19 protein-coding genes are annotated in these 18,575 nt (G+C 49.7%); 9 read left to right on the top strand and 10 right to left on the bottom strand.

The genetic code is table 11. The annotated features are described in order from the left end of the window. Positions 1-44 precede the first annotated feature (44 nt). Both IEV89_RS13655 and tpiA read left to right on the top strand, forming a co-directional pair. Positions 45-644: a DUF1454 family protein gene (locus IEV89_RS13655; protein WP_188474077.1), complete on the top strand. Its 600-nt coding sequence runs from the start codon at positions 45-47 to the stop codon at positions 642-644. Positions 645-777: 133 nt separating this feature from the next. Further along, entirely contained in the window at positions 778-1,545 is a 768-nt protein-coding gene (tpiA, locus tag IEV89_RS13650) for a triose-phosphate isomerase (RefSeq protein WP_188474076.1), read from the top strand. 147 nt (positions 1,546-1,692) lie between these two features. Here the strand turns inward: tpiA and IEV89_RS13645 are convergent, their stop codons facing one another. The 3 genes from IEV89_RS13645 to cpxP form a co-directional block, all read right to left on the bottom strand. Continuing rightward, entirely contained in the window at positions 1,693-2,682 is a 990-nt protein-coding gene (locus IEV89_RS13645; RefSeq protein WP_188474075.1) for a sulfate ABC transporter substrate-binding protein, read from the bottom strand. Positions 2,683-2,868: 186 nt separating this feature from the next. After that, positions 2,869-3,855: a 6-phosphofructokinase gene (pfkA, locus tag IEV89_RS13640; protein ID WP_188474074.1), complete on the bottom strand. Its 987-nt coding sequence runs from the start codon at positions 3,853-3,855 to the stop codon at positions 2,869-2,871. A gap of 548 nt (positions 3,856-4,403) precedes the next feature. Next, entirely contained in the window at positions 4,404-4,910 is a 507-nt protein-coding gene (gene cpxP / locus IEV89_RS13635) for a cell-envelope stress modulator CpxP (RefSeq protein WP_188474073.1), read from the bottom strand. Between the two features lie 151 nt (positions 4,911-5,061). Here cpxP and cpxR point away from each other — a divergent pair, with 151 nt between their 5' ends. Genes cpxR through trmL form a run of 3 tightly spaced genes read left to right on the top strand, consistent with a single transcriptional unit; the run spans position 5,062 to position 7,641 of the window. Next, positions 5,062-5,763 (top strand): envelope stress response regulator transcription factor CpxR, encoded by a 702-nt coding sequence (gene cpxR / locus IEV89_RS13630; RefSeq protein ID WP_188474072.1) that lies wholly within the window; start codon positions 5,062-5,064, stop codon positions 5,761-5,763. Further along, the gene (gene cpxA / locus IEV89_RS13625) at positions 5,760-7,130 is read left to right on the top strand and encodes an envelope stress sensor histidine kinase CpxA (RefSeq protein ID WP_188474071.1); all 1,371 of its coding nucleotides are present in this window, start codon (positions 5,760-5,762) and stop codon (positions 7,128-7,130) included. Before cpxR ends, cpxA begins: the two co-directional genes overlap by 4 nt. Before the next feature lie 37 nt (positions 7,131-7,167). Then, positions 7,168-7,641 (top strand): tRNA (uridine(34)/cytosine(34)/5-carboxymethylaminomethyluridine(34)-2'-O)-methyltransferase TrmL, encoded by a 474-nt coding sequence (gene trmL / locus IEV89_RS13620; protein ID WP_188474070.1) that lies wholly within the window; start codon positions 7,168-7,170, stop codon positions 7,639-7,641. Positions 7,642-7,703: 62 nt separating this feature from the next. Here trmL and cysE read toward each other — a convergent pair whose 3' ends face one another. The 5 genes from cysE to IEV89_RS13595 all read right to left on the bottom strand — a co-directional run bounded on the left by cysE (position 7,704) and on the right by IEV89_RS13595 (position 10,913). Further along, positions 7,704-8,525, bottom strand: coding sequence for a serine O-acetyltransferase (gene cysE, locus IEV89_RS13615; RefSeq protein WP_188474069.1), 822 nt, complete (start codon positions 8,523-8,525; stop codon positions 7,704-7,706). Positions 8,526-8,621: 96 nt separating this feature from the next. Then, positions 8,622-9,641 (bottom strand): NAD(P)H-dependent glycerol-3-phosphate dehydrogenase, encoded by a 1,020-nt coding sequence (gpsA, locus tag IEV89_RS13610; protein WP_188474068.1) that lies wholly within the window; start codon positions 9,639-9,641, stop codon positions 8,622-8,624. After that, on the bottom strand, positions 9,641-10,111 hold the full coding sequence (secB, locus tag IEV89_RS13605) for a protein-export chaperone SecB (protein ID WP_188474067.1): 471 nt from the start codon (positions 10,109-10,111) through the stop codon (positions 9,641-9,643). Before secB ends, gpsA begins: the two co-directional genes overlap by 1 nt. A gap of 69 nt (positions 10,112-10,180) precedes the next feature. Continuing rightward, a complete protein-coding gene (grxC, locus tag IEV89_RS13600) occupies positions 10,181-10,429 on the bottom strand; it encodes a glutaredoxin 3 (protein ID WP_188474066.1) in 249 nt (82 codons plus the stop codon). A 52-nt stretch (positions 10,430-10,481) separates the two neighbouring features. After that, positions 10,482-10,913 (bottom strand): rhodanese-like domain-containing protein, encoded by a 432-nt coding sequence (locus IEV89_RS13595; protein ID WP_188474065.1) that lies wholly within the window; start codon positions 10,911-10,913, stop codon positions 10,482-10,484. A 316-nt stretch (positions 10,914-11,229) separates the two neighbouring features. On the opposite strand from IEV89_RS13595, the gene gpmM reads away from it, so the two are divergent. From gpmM to IEV89_RS13580, 3 genes are all read left to right on the top strand, one after another. Next, positions 11,230-12,774 (top strand): 2,3-bisphosphoglycerate-independent phosphoglycerate mutase, encoded by a 1,545-nt coding sequence (gpmM, locus tag IEV89_RS13590; protein ID WP_188474064.1) that lies wholly within the window; start codon positions 11,230-11,232, stop codon positions 12,772-12,774. Between the two features lie 172 nt (positions 12,775-12,946). Further along, positions 12,947-14,203 carry a murein hydrolase activator EnvC gene (gene envC, locus IEV89_RS13585; RefSeq protein WP_188474250.1) on the top strand — a complete coding sequence of 419 codons (1,257 nt, stop codon included), beginning with the start codon at positions 12,947-12,949 and terminating at the stop codon, positions 14,201-14,203. Positions 14,204-14,205: 2 nt separating this feature from the next. Then, entirely contained in the window at positions 14,206-15,138 is a 933-nt protein-coding gene (locus IEV89_RS13580; protein ID WP_188474063.1) for a divergent polysaccharide deacetylase family protein, read from the top strand. A gap of 24 nt (positions 15,139-15,162) precedes the next feature. On the opposite strand, the gene tdh is transcribed toward IEV89_RS13580, so the two are convergent. Further along, positions 15,163-16,188, bottom strand: coding sequence for an L-threonine 3-dehydrogenase (gene tdh, locus IEV89_RS13575; RefSeq protein WP_188474062.1), 1,026 nt, complete (start codon positions 16,186-16,188; stop codon positions 15,163-15,165). Between the two features lie 9 nt (positions 16,189-16,197). Continuing rightward, positions 16,198-17,394, bottom strand: a complete 1,197-nt coding sequence (locus IEV89_RS13570; RefSeq protein ID WP_188474061.1) for a glycine C-acetyltransferase — start codon at positions 17,392-17,394, stop codon at positions 16,198-16,200. Between the two features lie 243 nt (positions 17,395-17,637). Between IEV89_RS13570 and rfaD the strand changes: the two genes are divergently transcribed. Further along, positions 17,638-18,570, top strand: coding sequence for an ADP-glyceromanno-heptose 6-epimerase (gene rfaD, locus IEV89_RS13565; protein WP_188474060.1), 933 nt, complete (start codon positions 17,638-17,640; stop codon positions 18,568-18,570). Positions 18,571-18,575: the final 5 nt, after the last annotated feature.

Here is an 18,575-nt window from a genome sequence, read left to right as displayed (position 1 = left end):
TTCCCCGCTTTAATCGACTATCGTATCAACACAAGAACAACGTTATGACTGCAAAATTCCTTATACGTCTGGCCCTACCCGCGCTGCTTCTACTTTCTGGTCTGAGCATGGCCCGCGCCGAAGCACCGGTTGATCACCGGACAGTGGAAGAGATGCCGAAAGCACCTTATTTACTCGTCGGTGCCCCTACGTTTGAAATGACACTGGTGAATTTTCGCGAGAAGTACAACGCAGATAATCCGACCCAGCAGATCGGCGAATTTCGCGCCATTAGTGATAAATCCCCCAATGAGATGTTGACCCGGGCAGCCAGCAAGATTAACGAGAATCTCTACGCCTCGACCGCGCTGGAGAAAGGCACAGGCAAAATCAAAACGCTGCAAATCACCTATTTGCCTATTCAGGGAGCGGAAGAAAAAGCGGCCCGCACTTTGGCGATCAGTTATATGGCCAATTTGATGCGACAGTTCGAAGGCACATTATCGGTGGAACAAAGCGTGGCGAAAGTGAATGCACTAATTGAAAAAGGCAAGGGTCAGCAGTTTTATCAGCAACCGCTGGGAGCTATCCGTTATGTCATTTCCGATAACGGCGAGAAAGGGCTGACCTTTGCGGTCGAACCGGTAAAATTAGCGCTTTCCTGAGGCCCGCATGATGGCATTTAATGACAAAAAGCAAAGCCTTTAGCACCAATCATCTCTATACTGTTGGGCAGGTAATCTGCTTGTTTGGCAGAAATTTTAATCGACACTCGCGTCCCCTTTTGGAGGAAAAAACATGCGACATCCATTAGTGATGGGTAACTGGAAGCTGAACGGTAGTACCCATATGGTTAACGAACTGATCGCTGCATTGCGCACCGAGCTAAGCACCGTTGAAGGTTGTGGCGTTGCTATCGCACCACCAGAAGTTTATCTTTCGCAGGCTAAACATGCGCTGGCAGGCAGCCGTATTGCCTTAGGTGCACAAAATGTTGATACCAACCTGTCCGGTGCTTTCACCGGTGAAATTTCTGCCGATATGCTCAAAGATATCGGTGCGAAATACATCATCATCGGTCACTCAGAACGCCGCACTTATCATAAAGAGAGTGATGAGTTTATTGCGAAGAAATTCGGCGTACTGAAAACAGCAGGTCTGATCCCGGTTCTGTGCATCGGTGAAACTGATGCAGAAAACGAAGCTGGCAAAACGGAAGCCGTTTGTGCGAAACAACTCGATGCCGTGTTGAATACCCTGGGTGCTGAAGCATTCAAAGGCGTAGTCGTCGCATACGAGCCAGTTTGGGCTATCGGTACCGGCAAGTCTGCGACTCCAGCTCAGGCACAGGCAGTTCACAAATTCATTCGTGATCATATTGCTAAGAAAGATGCTGAAATCGCTCAACAAGTGATTATTCAATACGGTGGTTCTGTGAACGATAAAAATGCAGCCGAACTGTTTGCTCAGCCTGATATCGATGGCGCGCTGGTTGGCGGTGCATCCCTGAAAGCTGACGCTTTCGCGGCGATCGTTAAAGCCGCAGCTGAAGCGAAAAAAGCATAAGTTTTGCTTTAGCGCTCCAATAAAAAACCCGACTTTCTGTCATAGAAAATGTCGGGTTTTTTATTGCCTAAATTCATGGCCTAAATAAGTGATTCGGGTAAGAGAGCACCACCAACACAGATGCAGTGTCAAGAATGACAGAGGTGATTAACGCTTACTGATTTGGTCAAAGATACCGCCGGTCGCAAAGTGTTCTTTCTGCGCTTCAGTCCAGGAACCGGCAACTTGCGCGATAGTGAACAGCTTCAGTTTCGGGAACTCAGCATCGAATTTTTTCTCTACGGCAGCATCACGCGGACGATAGTAATTCTCTGCCGCAATCGTCTGGCCTTCAGGTGAATAAAGATACTTCAGATAGGCGTTAGCGACTTCACGGGTACCGCGTTTATCGACAACTCTATCAACCACCGAAACCGTAGGCTCAGCCAGGATAGACTCACTCGGTGTGATCACCTCGAATTTATCTTTGCCCACCTCTTTAGTGGCCAGTAATGCTTCATTTTCCCAGGCAATCAGCACGTCACCAATGCCACGTTCAACAAAAGTGTTGGTTGCGCCACGAGCACCGGAATCCAGCACTTCTACGTATTTATATAAGGCTTTAACAAACGCCTGCGCTTTCGCTTTGTCATTATTGTTGTGATGCAACGCGTAGCCCCAGGCGGCCAGGTAGTTCCAGCGAGCCCCACCAGAGGTTTTAGGGTTAGGTGTAATGACAGAGATGCCCGGTTTGACCAGATCATTCCAGTCGTGAATTTGTTTAGGGTTGCCTTTCCTCACCAGGAAAACGATGGTGGAGGTGTAGGGCGCAGAGTTATCGGGAAGGCGTTTGATCCACTGTTTATCAATGCGGCCACGCTGGGCAATAGCATCAATATCATAGGCCAGTGCCAGCGTCACTACATCGGCTTCAATGCCGTTAATGACAGACGTTGCCTGCTTGCCTGAACCGCCATGAGATTGACGGACAGTAACGGTATCGCCGGTTTTAGCCTGCCAGTACTTACTGAAGGCTTTGTTGTATTGTTCATAAAGCTCACGCGTCGGATCATATGACACGTTCAGTATTTGAATATCTTTGGCAATGGCTCCTGTTGCCACCAGCAGTAACGCCAGACCTATCCCCCATTTACTCATCGCACTTTCTCCCAGAAATAGATTCAACCACTTTGATGGGTCGAATTAGATTGATAGAGCCTGCCAGAGAAAAAGTGAACAATTAAAGATTAAAAGGTGTTTTGCTATTCCATTCGGAAATAAAGGAATAATGCTCATAAAAAAGCCTCCACTACGGAGGCTATCGTACTCAAGCGAAAAACTGTTTTAGAACAGTTTTTTTGCCGTGTCATACCAATCTTCTTTAAATTTACTTTTCTTATTCTCTGGCGAAATACAAATAGAGATTAATTCATGTACCATTTTTTCGTTTTTTACACCCACGCAGAAGCCACCTTGGGAATAATCACGATCTTCCTGCAAAAGCAGGTCAACAGCATAAGCCCCCATGCGGGAAGCTAAAATACGGTCATAGGCAACGGGTGCACCGCCACGCTGTATGTGGCCCAAAACAGTACCACGCGTTTCGCGGCATGTTTCTTTCTCAATGTATTTGGCAAGCTCATCGATATCATCCAGCTTTTCAGTGATGGCTACGATGGCGTGCTTTTTACCTTTCGCAATGCCGGCCTTTATTTCAGCAACCAGATCATCACGTTTGAATTCAACTTCAGGAATAGCGATAAACTCGCAACCACCAGCAATGGCAGCAGCCAAGGTTAAATCACCGCAATAACGGCCCATCACTTCAACGATAGATATACGCTGGTGTGAAGAGGAAGTATCACGTAAGCGGTCAATAGCTTCAACTACAGTGCCCAATGCGGTGAAAAAACCAATCGTGTAGTCGGTTCCTGCGACATCGTTATCGATAGTACCCGGTAAACCGATACAGTGAATGCCACCTTCTTTGGTCAGCAGATCGGCACCAGCATAAGAGCCGTCACCACCAATAACCACCAAGCCATCAATACCACGATCCTTCATATTCTGCAGCGCGACTCTACGTTTTTCCGGATCACGAAACTCAGGAAAACGCGCAGAACCCAGGAAAGTACCGCCACGGTTAATCATGTCCGAGACGCTGTAGCGATCCAATTTCTTCATGCGGTTTTCATACAAGCCAAGGTAGCCATCTTCAATACCGAAAACTTCCAATTCCGCTGATAAAGCTGCGCGTACAACACCACGAATGGCGGCATTCATGCCTGGCGCATCGCCGCCACTTGTCAGTACACCGATTTTTTTAATCATGACCACCTCTGAACTTGTAGATGCAATTTCTTAAAAATTCTTGAGCATGCCTATTGGCCGGATATCAATACCCAAAATCATACGACTCATTGGCTAATAACGTTTGATGCTAATAGTATAACAAAACACCACAGCTGAATTGATTCAAGTCAGCAAGAATGTGCTTGCGTTGACAACCTTTGGGCAATTTACTGATTCGCACTGTTTTTACAACATATTTCCCTGGTACGTTCACGGGTTTTCTGACCGTTGGCGGCGATACCGTCCGCATCAAAACCGGTTTTAACTGTAGTGAGCAATCGTGAAAGCTAAAAGAAGCAGGAAAGCTAAAAACGGCGTCCGCAGAAACGTCTATCCTAAGAGTATCATTGTTGATGAATTCATCTGGCTGATAATAAAAGATAAGTGTCATTAAATTGAACGACATTAAAAGAAGCAGTAACTCCTGCGTTACCACACCTGTCTTGGCTTATTGATTAGGCAAAAAAAGCCCCACCTTAAGGTGGGGAAGACAGGGATGGTGACTATGACATGAAAAGATAGGGGTATTACTGGGTCATCATACTGCTTGGCTTCTGGGCAGAAGTAGGTTGTAAACCAGCCATCTGTTGCTGCATTTCTTGCATGCGTTGCTGATGTTTCTGGTTTAATGTTTCTTTCTGTTCAGGGCTGAGAAGATTGAACATTTGGTTACGGATGCGGGCCATTTCAACCTGGCGATCTACCTGCTCCTGCGCCATCACTTCGGCTTGTGCCCTAACAGCTTTCTGATCAAAATTCTCAGCGGTGACCAGTTTATGCATGGTTTCCAACTGATCGACGTTGATATGAGGTAAGTGTTTGCGGGCCTGATGCATAAGGTCACGCATCTGCTGACGTTGTTGCTCAGTGAGATTCACGCCATCGAACATAGTGTTGCGTTCCTGAGGCTTGTTCAGCATGTTGGTGTCGTGAGCTGAAGGGGCCACAGGCATGACGTTAGCTGTATCCGCTAAAACAACACCTGAACTCAGTGTCAGCATCGAGGCCGTAACTAATGCAGCTACCTTAGACATCACTAACTCCTATAATCTTTATCGCTTATCGCGAATCATTGAAAAGCAGTCTAAACCTGCCGCTGCAAACAAGCGTCAGTGCTTGTAAAAGTACGTAAAGTCATGGAATAGCGGCAATTGATAACGTATTTTGCGTCTAGAGGTAAATACAATGAATAAAATTCTGTTGGTTGATGACGACCGTGAACTGACTTCACTTTTGAAAGAATTGCTCGAAATGGAAGGCTTCAATGTAGTGGTTGCTTACGATGGTGAGCAGGCATTGGAAAAGCTGGATAATAGCATCGATTTATTGCTCCTCGATGTCATGATGCCGAAGAAAAATGGCATTGAAACCCTTAAAGAATTACGCCAACGTCATCAGACGCCGGTGATTATGCTGACAGCGCGCGGAAGCGAGCTGGATCGCGTGTTGGGTCTCGAACTGGGTGCAGATGACTATCTCGCCAAACCCTTTAACGATCGTGAACTTGTCGCACGCATACGCGCTATGCTGCGCCGCTCAAACTGGACCGAGCAACAACAGGTAGGCGAAAGTAACGGTTCCCCTACGCTGGAAGTGGACGGATTACAACTCAATCCAGGCCGCCAGGAGGCCAGTTTTGGTGGCGCTGCCTTGGATCTAACCGGGACAGAATTTACCTTATTATATCTACTGGCGAAACATTTAGGGCAGGTAGTATCGCGTGAACACCTCAGCCAAGAAGTCCTGGGGAAACGCCTGACGCCATTTGACCGCGCCATTGATATGCATATTTCAAATCTTCGCCGAAAGCTTCCCGATCGGTTGGATGGGCACCCATGGTTTAAAACCCTTCGAGGTCGTGGGTATCTGATGGTATCCATTACATGATCAACAGCCTGACGGCCCGCATCTTTGCCATTTTCTGGTTTACCGTTGCCTTGGTACTAATGCTGGTCTTAATGGTGCCAAAACTTGATACACGCCAGTTAACTCCGCTGCTCGACAACGAACAGCGGCAAGGTCTGATGATAGAGCAGCATGTAGAAGCGGAACTGGCAGGCGATCCGGCCAACGATCTGATGTGGTGGCGCAGGTTATTTCGTGCCATTGATAAATGGGCGCCGCCTGGCCAGCGTCTGCTATTGGTCACCAGCGAAGGCCGGGTGATTGGTGCGCAGCGTAATGAAATGCAGATTGTCCGTAACTTTATTGGTCAGTCGGACAATTCAGATCATCCCAAAAAGAAAAAATATGGCCGCGTCGAGATGGTCGGTCCTTTTTCTGTACGTGACGGCGAAGATAACTATCAGCTTTATTTATTAAGGCCAGCCAGCAGTCCACAATCAGACTTCATTAATCTGATGTTTGACCGTCCATTACTGCTGCTTATTGTCACCATGTTAATCAGCTCACCGCTGCTGCTTTGGCTCGCATGGAGCCTGGCGAAACCAGCCCGTAAGTTGAAAAACGCCGCGGATGACGTTGCGCGCGGCAATCTTAAACAGCATCCAGAATTGGAAGCTGGGCCGCAGGAATTCCTCGCGACCGGGGCGAGTTTTAACCAGATGGTCAGCGCACTGGAACGCATGGTAAACGCGCAACAGCGCCTGATATCAGACATCTCACACGAGTTAAGAACGCCACTGACACGCCTGCAATTAGCCACCGCGCTGATGCGGCGCCGTCATGGTGAAGGCAAGGAGTTGCAACGCATTGAGATGGAAGCGCAGCGCCTCGACAGCATGATCAATGACCTCCTGGTCCTGTCTCGTAGCCAGCATAAAAACGAGTTAGCGCGTGAAATACTGAAGGCCAATGAGCTGTGGGAAGATGTTATCGACAATGCGCAGTTCGAAGCCGAACAGATGGGGAAAACGCTGGAAGTTCCGACGCCACCAGGTCCATGGAAACTGTTCGGCAACCCGGCAGCACTCGACAGCGCACTGGAAAATATCGTACGTAATGCTCTGCGTTACTCCAACACACACATTGCGCTGAACTTTGATTGTGACAACGAAGGTATCACTATCACGGTGGATGACGATGGTCCCGGCGTCAGTGAAACCGACCGGGAACAGATTTTCCGTCCTTTCTACCGGACTGACGAAGCACGCGATCGCGAGTCTGGCGGCACTGGGCTCGGGCTGGCGATTGTCGATACTGCTGTTCAGCAGCATCGTGGTTGGGTGAAAGCAGAAGACAGCCCGTTGGGTGGTCTGCGGCTTATCATGTGGCTACCGCTGCATCAGCGCTGAGATTCTGCTATCCTGCGTCCCTCTTAAAGGGGGGCGCATGCTTAATATCGTACTTTTTGAACCGGAAATCCCACCAAACACGGGCAACATTATTCGCCTGTGTGCCAATACCGGCTTCCAGCTACATCTGATCAAACCGCTCGGTTTTGGTTGGGACGACAAAAAGCTGCGTCGTGCTGGCCTGGATTACCATGAATTCGCGAGTATCAGGCATCACGCTAACTACGATGCTTTTCTTGCCAGTGAAAATCCGCAGCGCATCTTTGCCGTGACCACTAAAGGCACACCAGCGCACAGCGCAGTCAGTTATCAGCAAGGGGATTTTTTGTTATTTGGCCCGGAGACTCGCGGATTACCGGCGAACATTCTGGACAATCTGCCCGCCGAGCAAAAAATTCGTATTCCGATGCAACCCGAAAGCCGCAGCATGAATTTGTCCAACGCGGTTTCCGTGGTGGTATACGAAGCCTGGCGGCAATTGGGTTATCCAGGCGCGGTGATCACAGCGTAAACCGCTCTGTTGCGCCAAATATTAATTAAGAAATGGCATGTAGATACATGCCACTGTCAGTCTCAAATCCCATCGCCGAATTCAAAACCCTCTGCGATACCGTTGAAGTGCTGATCCATATCCATGGAAGGCCTTTCACTTTCCGGCCGGCCGACGATACGTGCCGGAACACCCGCCGCGGTGGTATGCGCCGGAACGGATTGGAGCACAACTGAACCGGCACCAATTTTTGCCCCTACGCCCACTTCAATGTTGCCAAGAATTTTCGCGCCCGCACCAATCATTACGCCTTCACGAATTTTTGGATGGCGATCTCCGCAGGTTTTTCCAGTACCCCCCAGCGTGACAGACTGCAAAATGGACACGTCGTTTTCAACGACTGCCGTTTCGCCAATCACAATCCCCGTTGCGTGATCAAGCATGATGCCACAACCAATACGCGCAGCAGGATGAATATCAACGCCAAATGTCACAGAGATCTGATTCTGGAAGTAGATCGCCAGTGCCTGACGATCCTGTTTCCACAGCCAGTTACCGATACGGTAAGCCTGCAAGGCGTGAAAGCCTTTCAGATACAGTAAAGGTGTGGAGTATTTATCCACCGCAGCATCTCGCTGATGCACGGCCAAAATGTCACGAGCGGCAGAAAGCGTCATCTGTGCATCGTTGCGGTAGGCTTCTTCGACCACTTCACGGATGGCAATGGCAGGCATAATCGGGCTACCGAGCTTATTTGCCAGAATATAGCTTAGTGCACTGTCGAGGTTTTCATGCTTGAGCAATGTCGCATGAAAAAAGCTCGCCAGCATAGGTTCACACTCAGCCAGCGCTCTCGCCTCTGATTTAATGTTTTTCCAGACCAGTTCTAGCTCTTCTAACGACATCACTATTCCTTACAAGCAAATAAAGTATGAAGCGATTGGGTAATAAAAAGCCGCTCTATCGGGCTGCCAATAGAGCGGCTATAACTCAGCACAAGCTCAGTGACTGCTTTTTTCGTCTTTACTGGTACGGGCCAGTAAACTGATCGCCGCTTCGCGGGCATCCTTCTGACAATACAGGACTTGATAGATCTGCTCAGAAATTGGCATTTCAACCTGATAGCGCTGCGCCAATGCCCGAACTTCTTTGGTATTACGGTAGCCTTCGACCACCTGACCAATCTTATCCTGCGCGCCCTGCACGTCCATCCCCTGACCGAGCATAATACCAAACCGACGATTACGAGATTGGTTATCAGTGCAGGTTAACACCAAATCACCCAGCCCCGCCATGCCCATAAAAGTGGAAGGATCGGCACCCAGCGCGGAACCCAGTCGGCTCATTTCAGCCAGACCGCGAGTGATCAAGGCAGTGCGGGCATTGGCCCCAAAACCTATCCCATCAGACATACCTGCACCAATAGCGATAACGTTTTTCACCGCGCCACCCAGCTGCACGCCGATGAAATCGGGATTGCTGTATACCCGGAAGCTTTTACCGCAGTGCAGCAGTTGCTGCAGATCTTCGGCAAATTCAGTATCGGTTGAAGCCAGAGCAATGGCCGTTGGCATACCTGCAGCCAGTTCTTTGGCAAAAGTAGGGCCGGAAACCACCGCAAGAGGAATACTTTCGCCCAGCGCTTCACGGGCGACATCCTGCAACAGACGGCCAGTTTCAGCTTCCAGGCCTTTGGTAGCCCATACAATGCGGGCATCCGCACGCAGATGGGGTTTAATCTGTCGCAATACATCGCCAAAGACGTGGCTGGGTACCACTACCAGTACATTCCGGCTGGCGGCCAAAGCAACAGAAAGATCTGTTTCAAGCAATAGGCTGTCGGGGAAGGGAACGTCGGGCAAAAATGCCTGATTGCAGCGAGCGGCCTGTAACGTACTGATGTTTTCAGCGTTATGACCCCAGAGCACGACGTTATGGCCATTTCTGGCAAGGGTTATTGCTAAAGCGGTGCCGTAAGAACCGGCACCGATCACAGTCATTGAAGCATTGACGGTTTTCATCAGGCATCCTGATGTGGTTCTGCACCTTCGGCATCAACCTGCTGTTGCAGATAATTCATGAACAGCGAATCAAAGTTAACGGGTGCCAGATTGAGCTGCGGGAAAGTACCGCGGGATACCAGGCTGGTAATGCACTCACGAGCATAAGGGAACAGAATGTTTGGACAGTACGCCCCCAAACAATGCGCCAGTTGATTCCCGTCAATACCAGAGATGGAGAAAATCCCGCCTTGCTGAACTTCACACAGGAACGCAGTCTCATCGCCCAGTGAAGAAGTTACGGTAACGCGCAATACGACTTCATAGACGTCATCAGCCAATTTGCTGGACGCTGTATCAAGATCAAGTTTAACTTCTGGTTGCCAGTCTTGCTGGAAAACCTGAGGCGCATTTGGCGCTTCGAAGGAAATATCTTTGGTATAGATACGCTGGATCTGGAAAACCATCTCGGTGTTGTTTTGTTCTGACATGTGAGTAGTACCCTTAAGTTAACAGTCCTTTTAAACACTTAATGAAAATGCACAGCAGCAGAATGTCGCTTACAGCAACGGATCCAGCCCGCCTTGCGCATCAAGTGCATGTAAATCGTCGCAGCCACCAATGTGCTGCCCGCCGATAAAAATCTGAGGTACGGTAGAACGGCCGCTACGTACGATCATTTTTTCACGTTTATCCGCATCACCATCAATGGCAATCTCATCAAATGTTGCGCCTTTGCTATTGAGCAAAGCTTTCGCACGATGGCAATAAGGACAAGTTGCTTTGGTGTAGATTTCAATTTTAGCCACGGATGCCGCCTCTAATAACGTCGATTTTGGTGTTGCTTATCATGCCCGGCAATTATTTACCGCGCGCTAAAGGCAGGTTTTCACCACTCCAGCCTGAGATTCCATCTTTCAGAGTATAGACACGCTCGAAGCCAGCACCGATCAAGCCTTCCCCCGCAGAGCGCGAAGAAGTGCCATTGGCACAAACGACGATCACCGGCTGAGCTTTATGCTTAGTGAGTTCGCCTAAGTTGTTGTTCTTGATATCAGTACTCAACACGTTTAACGATGTGGAGATATGACCTTTACGGAATTCATCACGTGCACGCACGTCAACCACTACAGCGTCTTCTTTGTTGATCAGGCGGGTCGCTTCACCACGGGAGATCTCTTTTACTTTAGAAAAACGCGTCTTAAAAGTGGTCACAATCACTGCAATCAGTAATGCAACCCACGCGAGGCTGAGAACCGGATGTGCACTAATGAACGGCATAATATCTTGCATGGGGTGTAGCAACTCCCGTCTGTTGGGGGAAAATTCAAGGCTTGAGAGTATACCTGCGCGCTGCGGCAAATACAGCCAGTAAGCACCGCCTAATGCCACAAACTGCGGCATACCCCGAAAAACTAACACGCATTTATGCTGAAAGTTAATCCAAACATTGCGTCATCTTTGATCTCTCATGGCTATTTGTCTTTGCCCACTAAGGTAAAATCCCACGTCAAAAGTGGAAATAGCCGCGCTGGCACCCTCTCCCGGAGGCGAATCCCGGTAACCAGCGAGCCTATTTCGCATTTACTTTTCAACGAGGTCATTAGACATGTCGAGCAACAAAAAACCCATGGTACTGGTCATTCTGGACGGCTACGGCCATCGCGAAGAGCAACAGGATAACGCCATTCTAAATGCAAAAACCCCGGTGATGGACAACCTGTGGGAAACTTACCCACATACTCTAATCGCCGCTTCAGGTTTGGATGTTGGCTTACCGGACGGTCAGATGGGAAACTCAGAAGTCGGTCACGTCAATCTGGGCGCAGGCCGTATCGTTTATCAGGATCTGACTCGCCTCGATAAAGAAATCAAAGAGGGTGACTTCTTCGAGAATGCCGTGCTGGCAGCCGCCGTGGACAGCGCCGTCAATGCCGACAAAGCGGTACATATTATGGGGCTGCTCTCTGCTGGCGGTGTTCATAGCCACGAAGATCACATCATGGCAATGGTCGACATGGCACATCGCCGGGGTGCAAAAGCGATTTATTTGCACGCATTCCTTGATGGCCGCGACACACCACCGCGCAGTGCTGAAGCGGCCTTAAAACGCTTCAGTGAAAAATTCACGCAAATCGGTACTGGCCGTATTGCGTCAATCATTGGCCGTTACTACGCCATGGACCGTGACAACCGCTGGGATCGCGTACAGTTGGCCTACGACCTGATGACGCAGTCTAAAGGTGCCTTCACTGCAGACAACGCCGTAGCCGGTTTACAGGCTGCCTATGCGCGTGATGAGAATGATGAATTTGTCAAACCAACCGTTGTGCGCAAAGCAGGCGAAGCGGATGCCGCACTCAATGATGGCGATGCGATGATCTTCATGAACTTCCGCGCTGACCGCGCTCGTGAAATCACTCGTGCCTTCATTAGCCCGGATTTCGAAGGTTTTACCCGTGAAAAAGTGATTAATTTCGGCGATTTCGTGATGCTGACCGAATATGCTGCCGACATCGATGCTGCCTGTGCTTACCCACCGGCGTCGCTGAAAAACACGTTGGGCGAGTGGCTAATGGCACACGACAAAACCCAACTGCGTATTTCTGAAACCGAGAAATATGCCCATGTTACCTTCTTCTTTAACGGGGGTATGGAACAACCGTTCACTGGCGAAGACCGCATTCTGATTAAATCACCGAACGTCGCGACCTATGATCTGCAGCCAGAAATGAGCTCCGCAGAATTGACCGACAAACTGCTTGGTGCCATCGCCAGCGGAAAATATGACACCATCATTTGTAACTACCCGAATGGCGATATGGTCGGTCATACCGGTATTTACGACGCGGCGGTTAAAGCGGTTGAGACGCTGGATGCCTGTATCGCTCAGGTTGTTGATGCAGTAAAACAAGTGGGCGGCCAACTGCTTATCACAGCCGATCACGGTAATGCTGAACAAATGAGTGATCCGGTCACCGGTCAGGCACACACCGCGCACACCAGTCTGCCAGTACCGCTGATTTACATCGGTGGTCATGCTCTGGCGGTAGAAGGCGGCAAGCTTTCTGATATTGCACCGACCATGTTGTCGTTGATGGGTATGGAAATCCCGCAGGAAATGAGCGGAAGGCCGTTATTTATCGTTGAATAAAAACACGATAATTTATCTTTTAAAGGCGTATCAGTTGAGGCTGAGACGCCTTTTTTGTTTGTGCATCAGCTGATTGATTAATGGTACGATAACCCGAAGGGTAGCCAGATTGTCTATCATCCACGGTCGGCGAGCAGGAAAAAGTTTGAGCAAATTCATCAAGTTCAGCGCAATGAAAAACCGCCTTTTTGTCAAAGACAAGGGGATCCCGGCATCTACGCTTTTGTTCTGCGTTTCGTTGCTCGTTCCTCCCTTTGCTGCCCATGCTGATGACAGTAAAGATCAGCTGAAAACACTCCAGCAAAGTATTGCCGAAAAAGAAAAGAGCGTTAAGCAGCAGAAACAGCAACGCAGTTCATTGCAAGACCAGCTTCAAGCCCAGGAAAAAATTATTGCCTCGGCCAGCCGCGGATTACGCGATACCCAGTCAACCTTATCCTTACTCAGTAAAGATATTTCCGGTTTGAACGCCTCGATAGACAAACTACAAAAACAACAAAAAAATCAGGAAGCCATTCTGGCGAAGCAACTGGATGCCGCCTTTCGCATTGGTCAGCACAATGGTTTGCAATTACTCCTCAGTGGTGAAGAGAGCGAGCGCAGCGAGCGGATCCTGGCCTATTTCGGTTATTTCAACGAAGCGCGCCAGAAATCTATCGAAGACCTTAAGCAAACACGGTCAGATCTTGCCTCTCAGCGGGTAACACTACAGTCAAAACAAACTCAGCAGAAACGTGTGCTCAGTGAACAACAAAGCCAACAGCAGAAACTGGAACAGGCCCGTGTAGCCAGAAAAAACACCCTGATCGCACTGGAAAGTTCATTGCAAAAAGATGAACAAAAACTGGTGGAGCTGCGCGCCAACGAAACACGTCTGCGTGACAAAATTGCCGCAGCCGAGCGTGCAGCCCGCGCCCGAGCAGAGAAAGAGGCCAAAGAAGCCGCAGCCATTCGCGCTAAAGAACAGCAGGCGAAGAAGAAGGGCTCAACCTATAAACCGACGCAAGGCGAACAGGCGCTGGTATCACGCACCGGAGGACTTGGTCGGCCGACGGGTCAGGACATATGGCCAGTCCGAGGTGCCGTTCTGCACCGCTTTGGGGAAGAGTTGCAGGGTGAGCTACGCTGGAAAGGCATCGTGATTTCTGCCCGTGAAGGCAGCGAGGTTAAAGCCATTGCCGATGGCCGCGTTCTACTGGCCGACTGGTTGCAAGGCTATGGTCTGGTAGTGGTCATTGAGCACGGCAAAGGTGATATGAGCCTTTATGGTTACAACCAAAGCGCACTCGTGAATGTGGGTGACCAGGTCAAATCGGGTCAAGCCATTGCATTAGTGGGTACCAGCGGCGGTCAAGGTCAGCCATCGCTGTATTTCGAAATTCGTCGTCAGGGCCAGGCCGTTAACCCACAGCCGTGGTTGGGAAGATAGCGTTGAGATATAAAAAGTCCGTTTTAGCCGCACTCTGTAGCACCGCTCTGTTTGCTTGCCAGGTGCAGGCCGCCAAGTTAGCCATTCTTATTGATGATTTTGGTTATCGGCAGCATAACGAAAATCAGGTTTTGCAGATGCCCAAGGCTGTCTCCATTGCGATTTTCCCTAATGCCCCGGATACGCGTGTAATGATGGAAAAAGCCCATCAGCAAGGCCGTGAAATTCTGATCCACCTGCCAATGGCGCCGCTGAGTAAACAGCCACTGGAAAAAGATACGTTAACGCCGTCGATGAGCCGCGAAGAAGTCAAACGTATTGTCGATAAGGCTATCGCTAGCGTGCCTTACGCCGTGGGCATCAACAATCATATGGGCAGCGCCATGACGTCCAGTCTCCCGGGTATGGAAAATGTGATGCAGGCGATGAACGCCCACAATCTATTTTTCCTCGACAGCATGACAATTGGCAATACCAAGTCAGTGCAGGCGGCGGCAGGAACACGAGTTCGGGTCATTAAACGCAACGTCTTTTTAGACGATGTGCAGAATGAAGCGGAGATCCGCCATCAGTTCGAGCGGGCTATTCAACTGGCACGCCGTAATGGCTATGCCATCGCTATCGGCCATCCACATCCCACTACAGTGCGGGTCTTGCAACAGATGCTGCCCAACCTACCATCTGACATCGTACTGGTTCGCCCCAGCGACCTGCTAAATGAACCTACGCGCAGCGCACCTGCAGGTAAAGCGCCCACCAAAACCATCCCGGTGAAAACGGCGTTTAAAGGCGTACGCCTGTGCTCAGTAAAACAACCTGTCCCACCGGTTTACGCAGGCGTGATGTTTAAAATCCTGGGTGAAAGCATCACACAATTGCCTGCGGTTAGCTTCGTCGAACGCACCTGGAACACCTGGTTTGCGAAAAAGCCCTAAGCGAATATAGGGCGGAAAAAAGCGTTACGACCAGTCGAGGATCACTTTACCTGACTGCCCGGAACGCATCGCGTCAAAGCCTTTCTGGAAATCGTCGATCGGGAAGTGGTGAGTGATAAGCGGTGTGAGATCCAAACCGGATTGGATCAGCGCCGCCATTTTGTACCAGGTTTCAAACATCTCACGACCATAAATCCCTTTGATAAACAGCCCCTTGAAGATTACTTGATTCCAGTCGATTGACATATCAGACGGCGGAATACCCAGCAGCGCAATTCGGCCGCCGTGGTTCATGGCATTGAGCATGGAACGGAAAGCAGGCGGTGCGCCGGACATTTCCAGCCCCACATCAAATCCTTCGGTCATTTCCAGTTCCGCCATCACTTCGTCCAGGCTTTCGTTCTTCACATTAACCGCGCGGGTGACACCCATTTTGCGCGCCAGATCCAGCCGGTACTCATTCATGTCAGTAATAACCACATGCCGTGCACCGACGTGTTTGCAAATCGCGGCCGCCATAATACCAATCGGCCCGGCGCCGCATACCAGCACATCTTCACCGACTAAATCAAAGGAGAGCGCGGTATGCACTGCATTGCCCAGCGGGTCGAAAATCGCCGCCAGATCGTCGGAAATATTGTCTGGGATTTTGAAAGCGTTAAAGGCTGGCAGTACCAGATATTCGGCAAAAGCACCTGGGCGATTAACCCCGACGCCCTGAGTATTACGGCACAGATGCGTGCGCCCGCCACGGCAGTTGCGGCAGTGCCCACAGGTAATATGCCCTTCACCGGAAACGCGATCCCTCAGGGTAAAGCCTTTAACTTCCAGGCCAATTCCGACGACTTCACCGACATATTCATGCCCAACCACCATCGGAACCGGAATGGTTTTTTGCGACCATTCATCCCAGTTATAGATATGTACGTCGGTGCCACAAATGGCGGTTTTACGGATTTTAATCAGCAGATCATTATGGCCAAGCTCCGGTACTGGCGCATCGGTCATCCAGATACCTTCTTCACGCTTTAACTTTGCTAACGCTTTCATACGGCTTCCTCAGGCGATGACGCCAAGCTTTTTACCGATACGAGTGAAGGCATCCACCGCTTGTTCAATTTGTTCGACGCTGTGCGCGGCAGACATTTGGGTGCGGATGCGCGCCTGACCTTTTGGCACCACGGGGAAGAAGAAACCGGTGACGTAAATACCTTCATGCTGAAGCGCCGAAGCAAACTCCTGTGCCAGTTTGGCCTCGCCCAGCATCACCGGAATAATCGCGTGATCGGCACCTGCCAAAGTAAAGCCAGCGACAGTCATTTTTTCACGGAACAACTTCGCGTTATTCATCAGACGCTGACGCAATTCGCTGCCCTCTTCCAGCATCGACAGGACTTTCAGTGAGGCGGCAACAATAGACGGTGCGAGGGAGTTGGAGAACAAATAAGGTCGGGAGCGCTGCCGCAGCCAATCAATGACTTCTTTACGCGCGGCAGTATAGCCACCGGATGCACCACCCAGCGCTTTACCGAGTGTGCCAGTGATGATATCTACCCGCCCGATCACGTCGCAATATTCGTGCGTTCCGCGACCGTGCTCACCAACAAAACCGACGGCGTGGGAATCATCTACCATTACCAGCGCGTCGAAACGTTCTGCCAGATCGCAAATGCCACCCAGATTGGCGATCACACCATCCATTGAAAATACGCCATCGGTGGCCACAAGAATATGTCGAGCGCCTTCGGCTTTGGCCTTTTCTAAACAGGCTTCGAGTTCAGCCATGTTGTTATTAGCGTAACGATAGCGTTTGGCTTTACACAGACGGACACCATCGATAATCGATGCATGATTGAGCGCATCAGAAATAATGGCATCTTCGGCACCGAGTAACGTCTCAAACAGCCCACCGTTAGCGTCAAAACAGGAGGAATAAAGGATTGCATCATCCATGCACAGGAAATCTGCCAGACGGCTTTCCAGCTCTTTGTGTGTATCCTGGGTACCGCAGATAAAACGCACCGAAGCCATACCGAAACCGTGGCTGTCCAGCCCAGCTTTAGCTGCGTCGATCAGTTCCGGATGGTTGGCTAAACCGAGGTAATTGTTAGCGCAAAAATTGATGACCGGTTTGCCTCCTGCCACAGTGATTTTAGCCTGCTGAGCGGAAGTCAGGATTCGCTCTTCTTTAAACAGACCATCAGCACGTGCCTGATCGAGATCTTCTTCCAACTGGCGATAAAACGAAGCGGACATAACGTTATCTCCTGAAAATGACTCATTCATTGGACACATTACTAACCTGCATAATGAATAACGAGTGAAGCTGTCAAAATATCTCCGTTTTGTAGCATAGTTCACGCCTTAGGTCTTGATACACAAGAATGCGACTTATCGGATAGCTTCCCACTGTGGCGCGCATTATGAAGTGTTATGATATTGCCAACTGTATAAGCCACGCATGGTGCGTGGCTTTCTAAATGATTAAAGGTGAGTCCCATGATAATCGTCACTGGTGGCGCCGGTTTTATCGGCAGCAATATTATTAAATCGCTTAATAATATGGGATACCGCGATATTTTAGTGGTTGATAACCTGAAAGACGGCACCAAGTTTGTCAATCTGGTCGATCTGGATATTGCCGATTACTGCGACAAAGAAGATTTTATTGCCAGCATTGTAGCAGGCGATGACCTTGGCGAAATCGACGCTATCTTCCATGAAGGTGCCTGTTCATCCACGACTGAATGGGATGGCAAGTACATGATGGACAACAACTATCAGTACTCGAAAGACATCCTACATTTCTGTCTTGATCGTGAGATCCCCTTCCTTTATGCCTCTTCAGCGGCGACCTACGGCAGCCAAAGCATCAGCTTTGTCGAAGATCGTAAATATGAACAACCGCTAAACGTTTATGGCTACTCCAAATTCCTCTTTGACCAGTACGTGCGTGAAATTCTGCCGCAGGCACAGTCGCAAATTTGTGGTTTCCGTTACTTCAACGTGTATGGTCCACGTGAAGGCCATAAAGGGAGCATGGCGAGTGTTGCATTCCATCTGAACAACCAGATTAATGCTGGCGAGAATCCAAAACTGTTCGCAGGAAGTGAAGGTTTCAAGAGAGACTTTATCTACGTCGGTGACGTAGCAGCGGTAAACCTTTGGTTCTGGCAAAACGGTGTGTCAGGGATCTTCAACTGTGGGACGGGCCGTTCAGAATCCTTCCAGGCTGTCGCTGAAGCCGTGATCGAACATCACAAAACAGGTCATATCGAAACCATTCCATTCCCTGAGAAATTGAAAGGCCGTTACCAGTCATTTACGCAGGCTGACATGACAGCCCTGCGCGCAGCGGGTTATGACAAACCTTTCAAAACCGTGGCTGAAGGCGTGGCTGAATACATGGCGTGGCTTAACCGCACGGTATGAAATTC

The organism is Hafnia psychrotolerans (genome assembly GCF_014639435.1).
GTDB classification, from domain to species: domain Bacteria; phylum Pseudomonadota; class Gammaproteobacteria; order Enterobacterales; family Enterobacteriaceae; genus Ewingella; species Ewingella psychrotolerans.
The sequence above is the reverse complement of the archived record's forward strand: the minus strand, read 5'-3'. Positions and strand labels throughout refer to the sequence as shown.

Bases quoted from the DNA above. Each gene is read 5' to 3' on its own strand.
- trmL (WP_188474070.1), top strand. From the start codon at position 7,168: ATGCTTAATATCGTACTTTTTGAACCGGAAATCCCACCAAACACGGGC.
- gpsA (WP_188474068.1), bottom strand. From the start codon at position 9,641: ATGAAAACCGTCAATGCTTCAATGACTGTGATCGGTGCCGGTTCTTAC.
- tpiA (WP_188474076.1), top strand. From the start codon at position 778: ATGCGACATCCATTAGTGATGGGTAACTGGAAGCTGAACGGTAGTACC.
- secB (WP_188474067.1), bottom strand. From the start codon at position 10,111: ATGTCAGAACAAAACAACACCGAGATGGTTTTCCAGATCCAGCGTATC.
- gpmM (WP_188474064.1), top strand. From the start codon at position 11,230: ATGTCGAGCAACAAAAAACCCATGGTACTGGTCATTCTGGACGGCTAC.
- envC (WP_188474250.1), top strand. From the start codon at position 12,947: ATGAAAAACCGCCTTTTTGTCAAAGACAAGGGGATCCCGGCATCTACG.
- cpxP (WP_188474073.1), bottom strand. From the start codon at position 4,910: ATGTCTAAGGTAGCTGCATTAGTTACGGCCTCGATGCTGACACTGAGT.
- cpxA (WP_188474071.1), top strand. From the start codon at position 5,760: ATGATCAACAGCCTGACGGCCCGCATCTTTGCCATTTTCTGGTTTACC.
- IEV89_RS13655 (WP_188474077.1), top strand. From the start codon at position 45: ATGACTGCAAAATTCCTTATACGTCTGGCCCTACCCGCGCTGCTTCTA.
- IEV89_RS13570 (WP_188474061.1), bottom strand. From the start codon at position 17,394: ATGTCCGCTTCGTTTTATCGCCAGTTGGAAGAAGATCTCGATCAGGCA.
- rfaD (WP_188474060.1), top strand. From the start codon at position 17,638: ATGATAATCGTCACTGGTGGCGCCGGTTTTATCGGCAGCAATATTATT.
- tdh (WP_188474062.1), bottom strand. From the start codon at position 16,188: ATGAAAGCGTTAGCAAAGTTAAAGCGTGAAGAAGGTATCTGGATGACC.
- pfkA (WP_188474074.1), bottom strand. From the start codon at position 3,855: ATGATTAAAAAAATCGGTGTACTGACAAGTGGCGGCGATGCGCCAGGC.
- cysE (WP_188474069.1), bottom strand. From the start codon at position 8,525: ATGTCGTTAGAAGAGCTAGAACTGGTCTGGAAAAACATTAAATCAGAG.
- IEV89_RS13645 (WP_188474075.1), bottom strand. From the start codon at position 2,682: ATGAGTAAATGGGGGATAGGTCTGGCGTTACTGCTGGTGGCAACAGGA.
- cpxR (WP_188474072.1), top strand. From the start codon at position 5,062: ATGAATAAAATTCTGTTGGTTGATGACGACCGTGAACTGACTTCACTT.
- IEV89_RS13595 (WP_188474065.1), bottom strand. From the start codon at position 10,913: ATGCAAGATATTATGCCGTTCATTAGTGCACATCCGGTTCTCAGCCTC.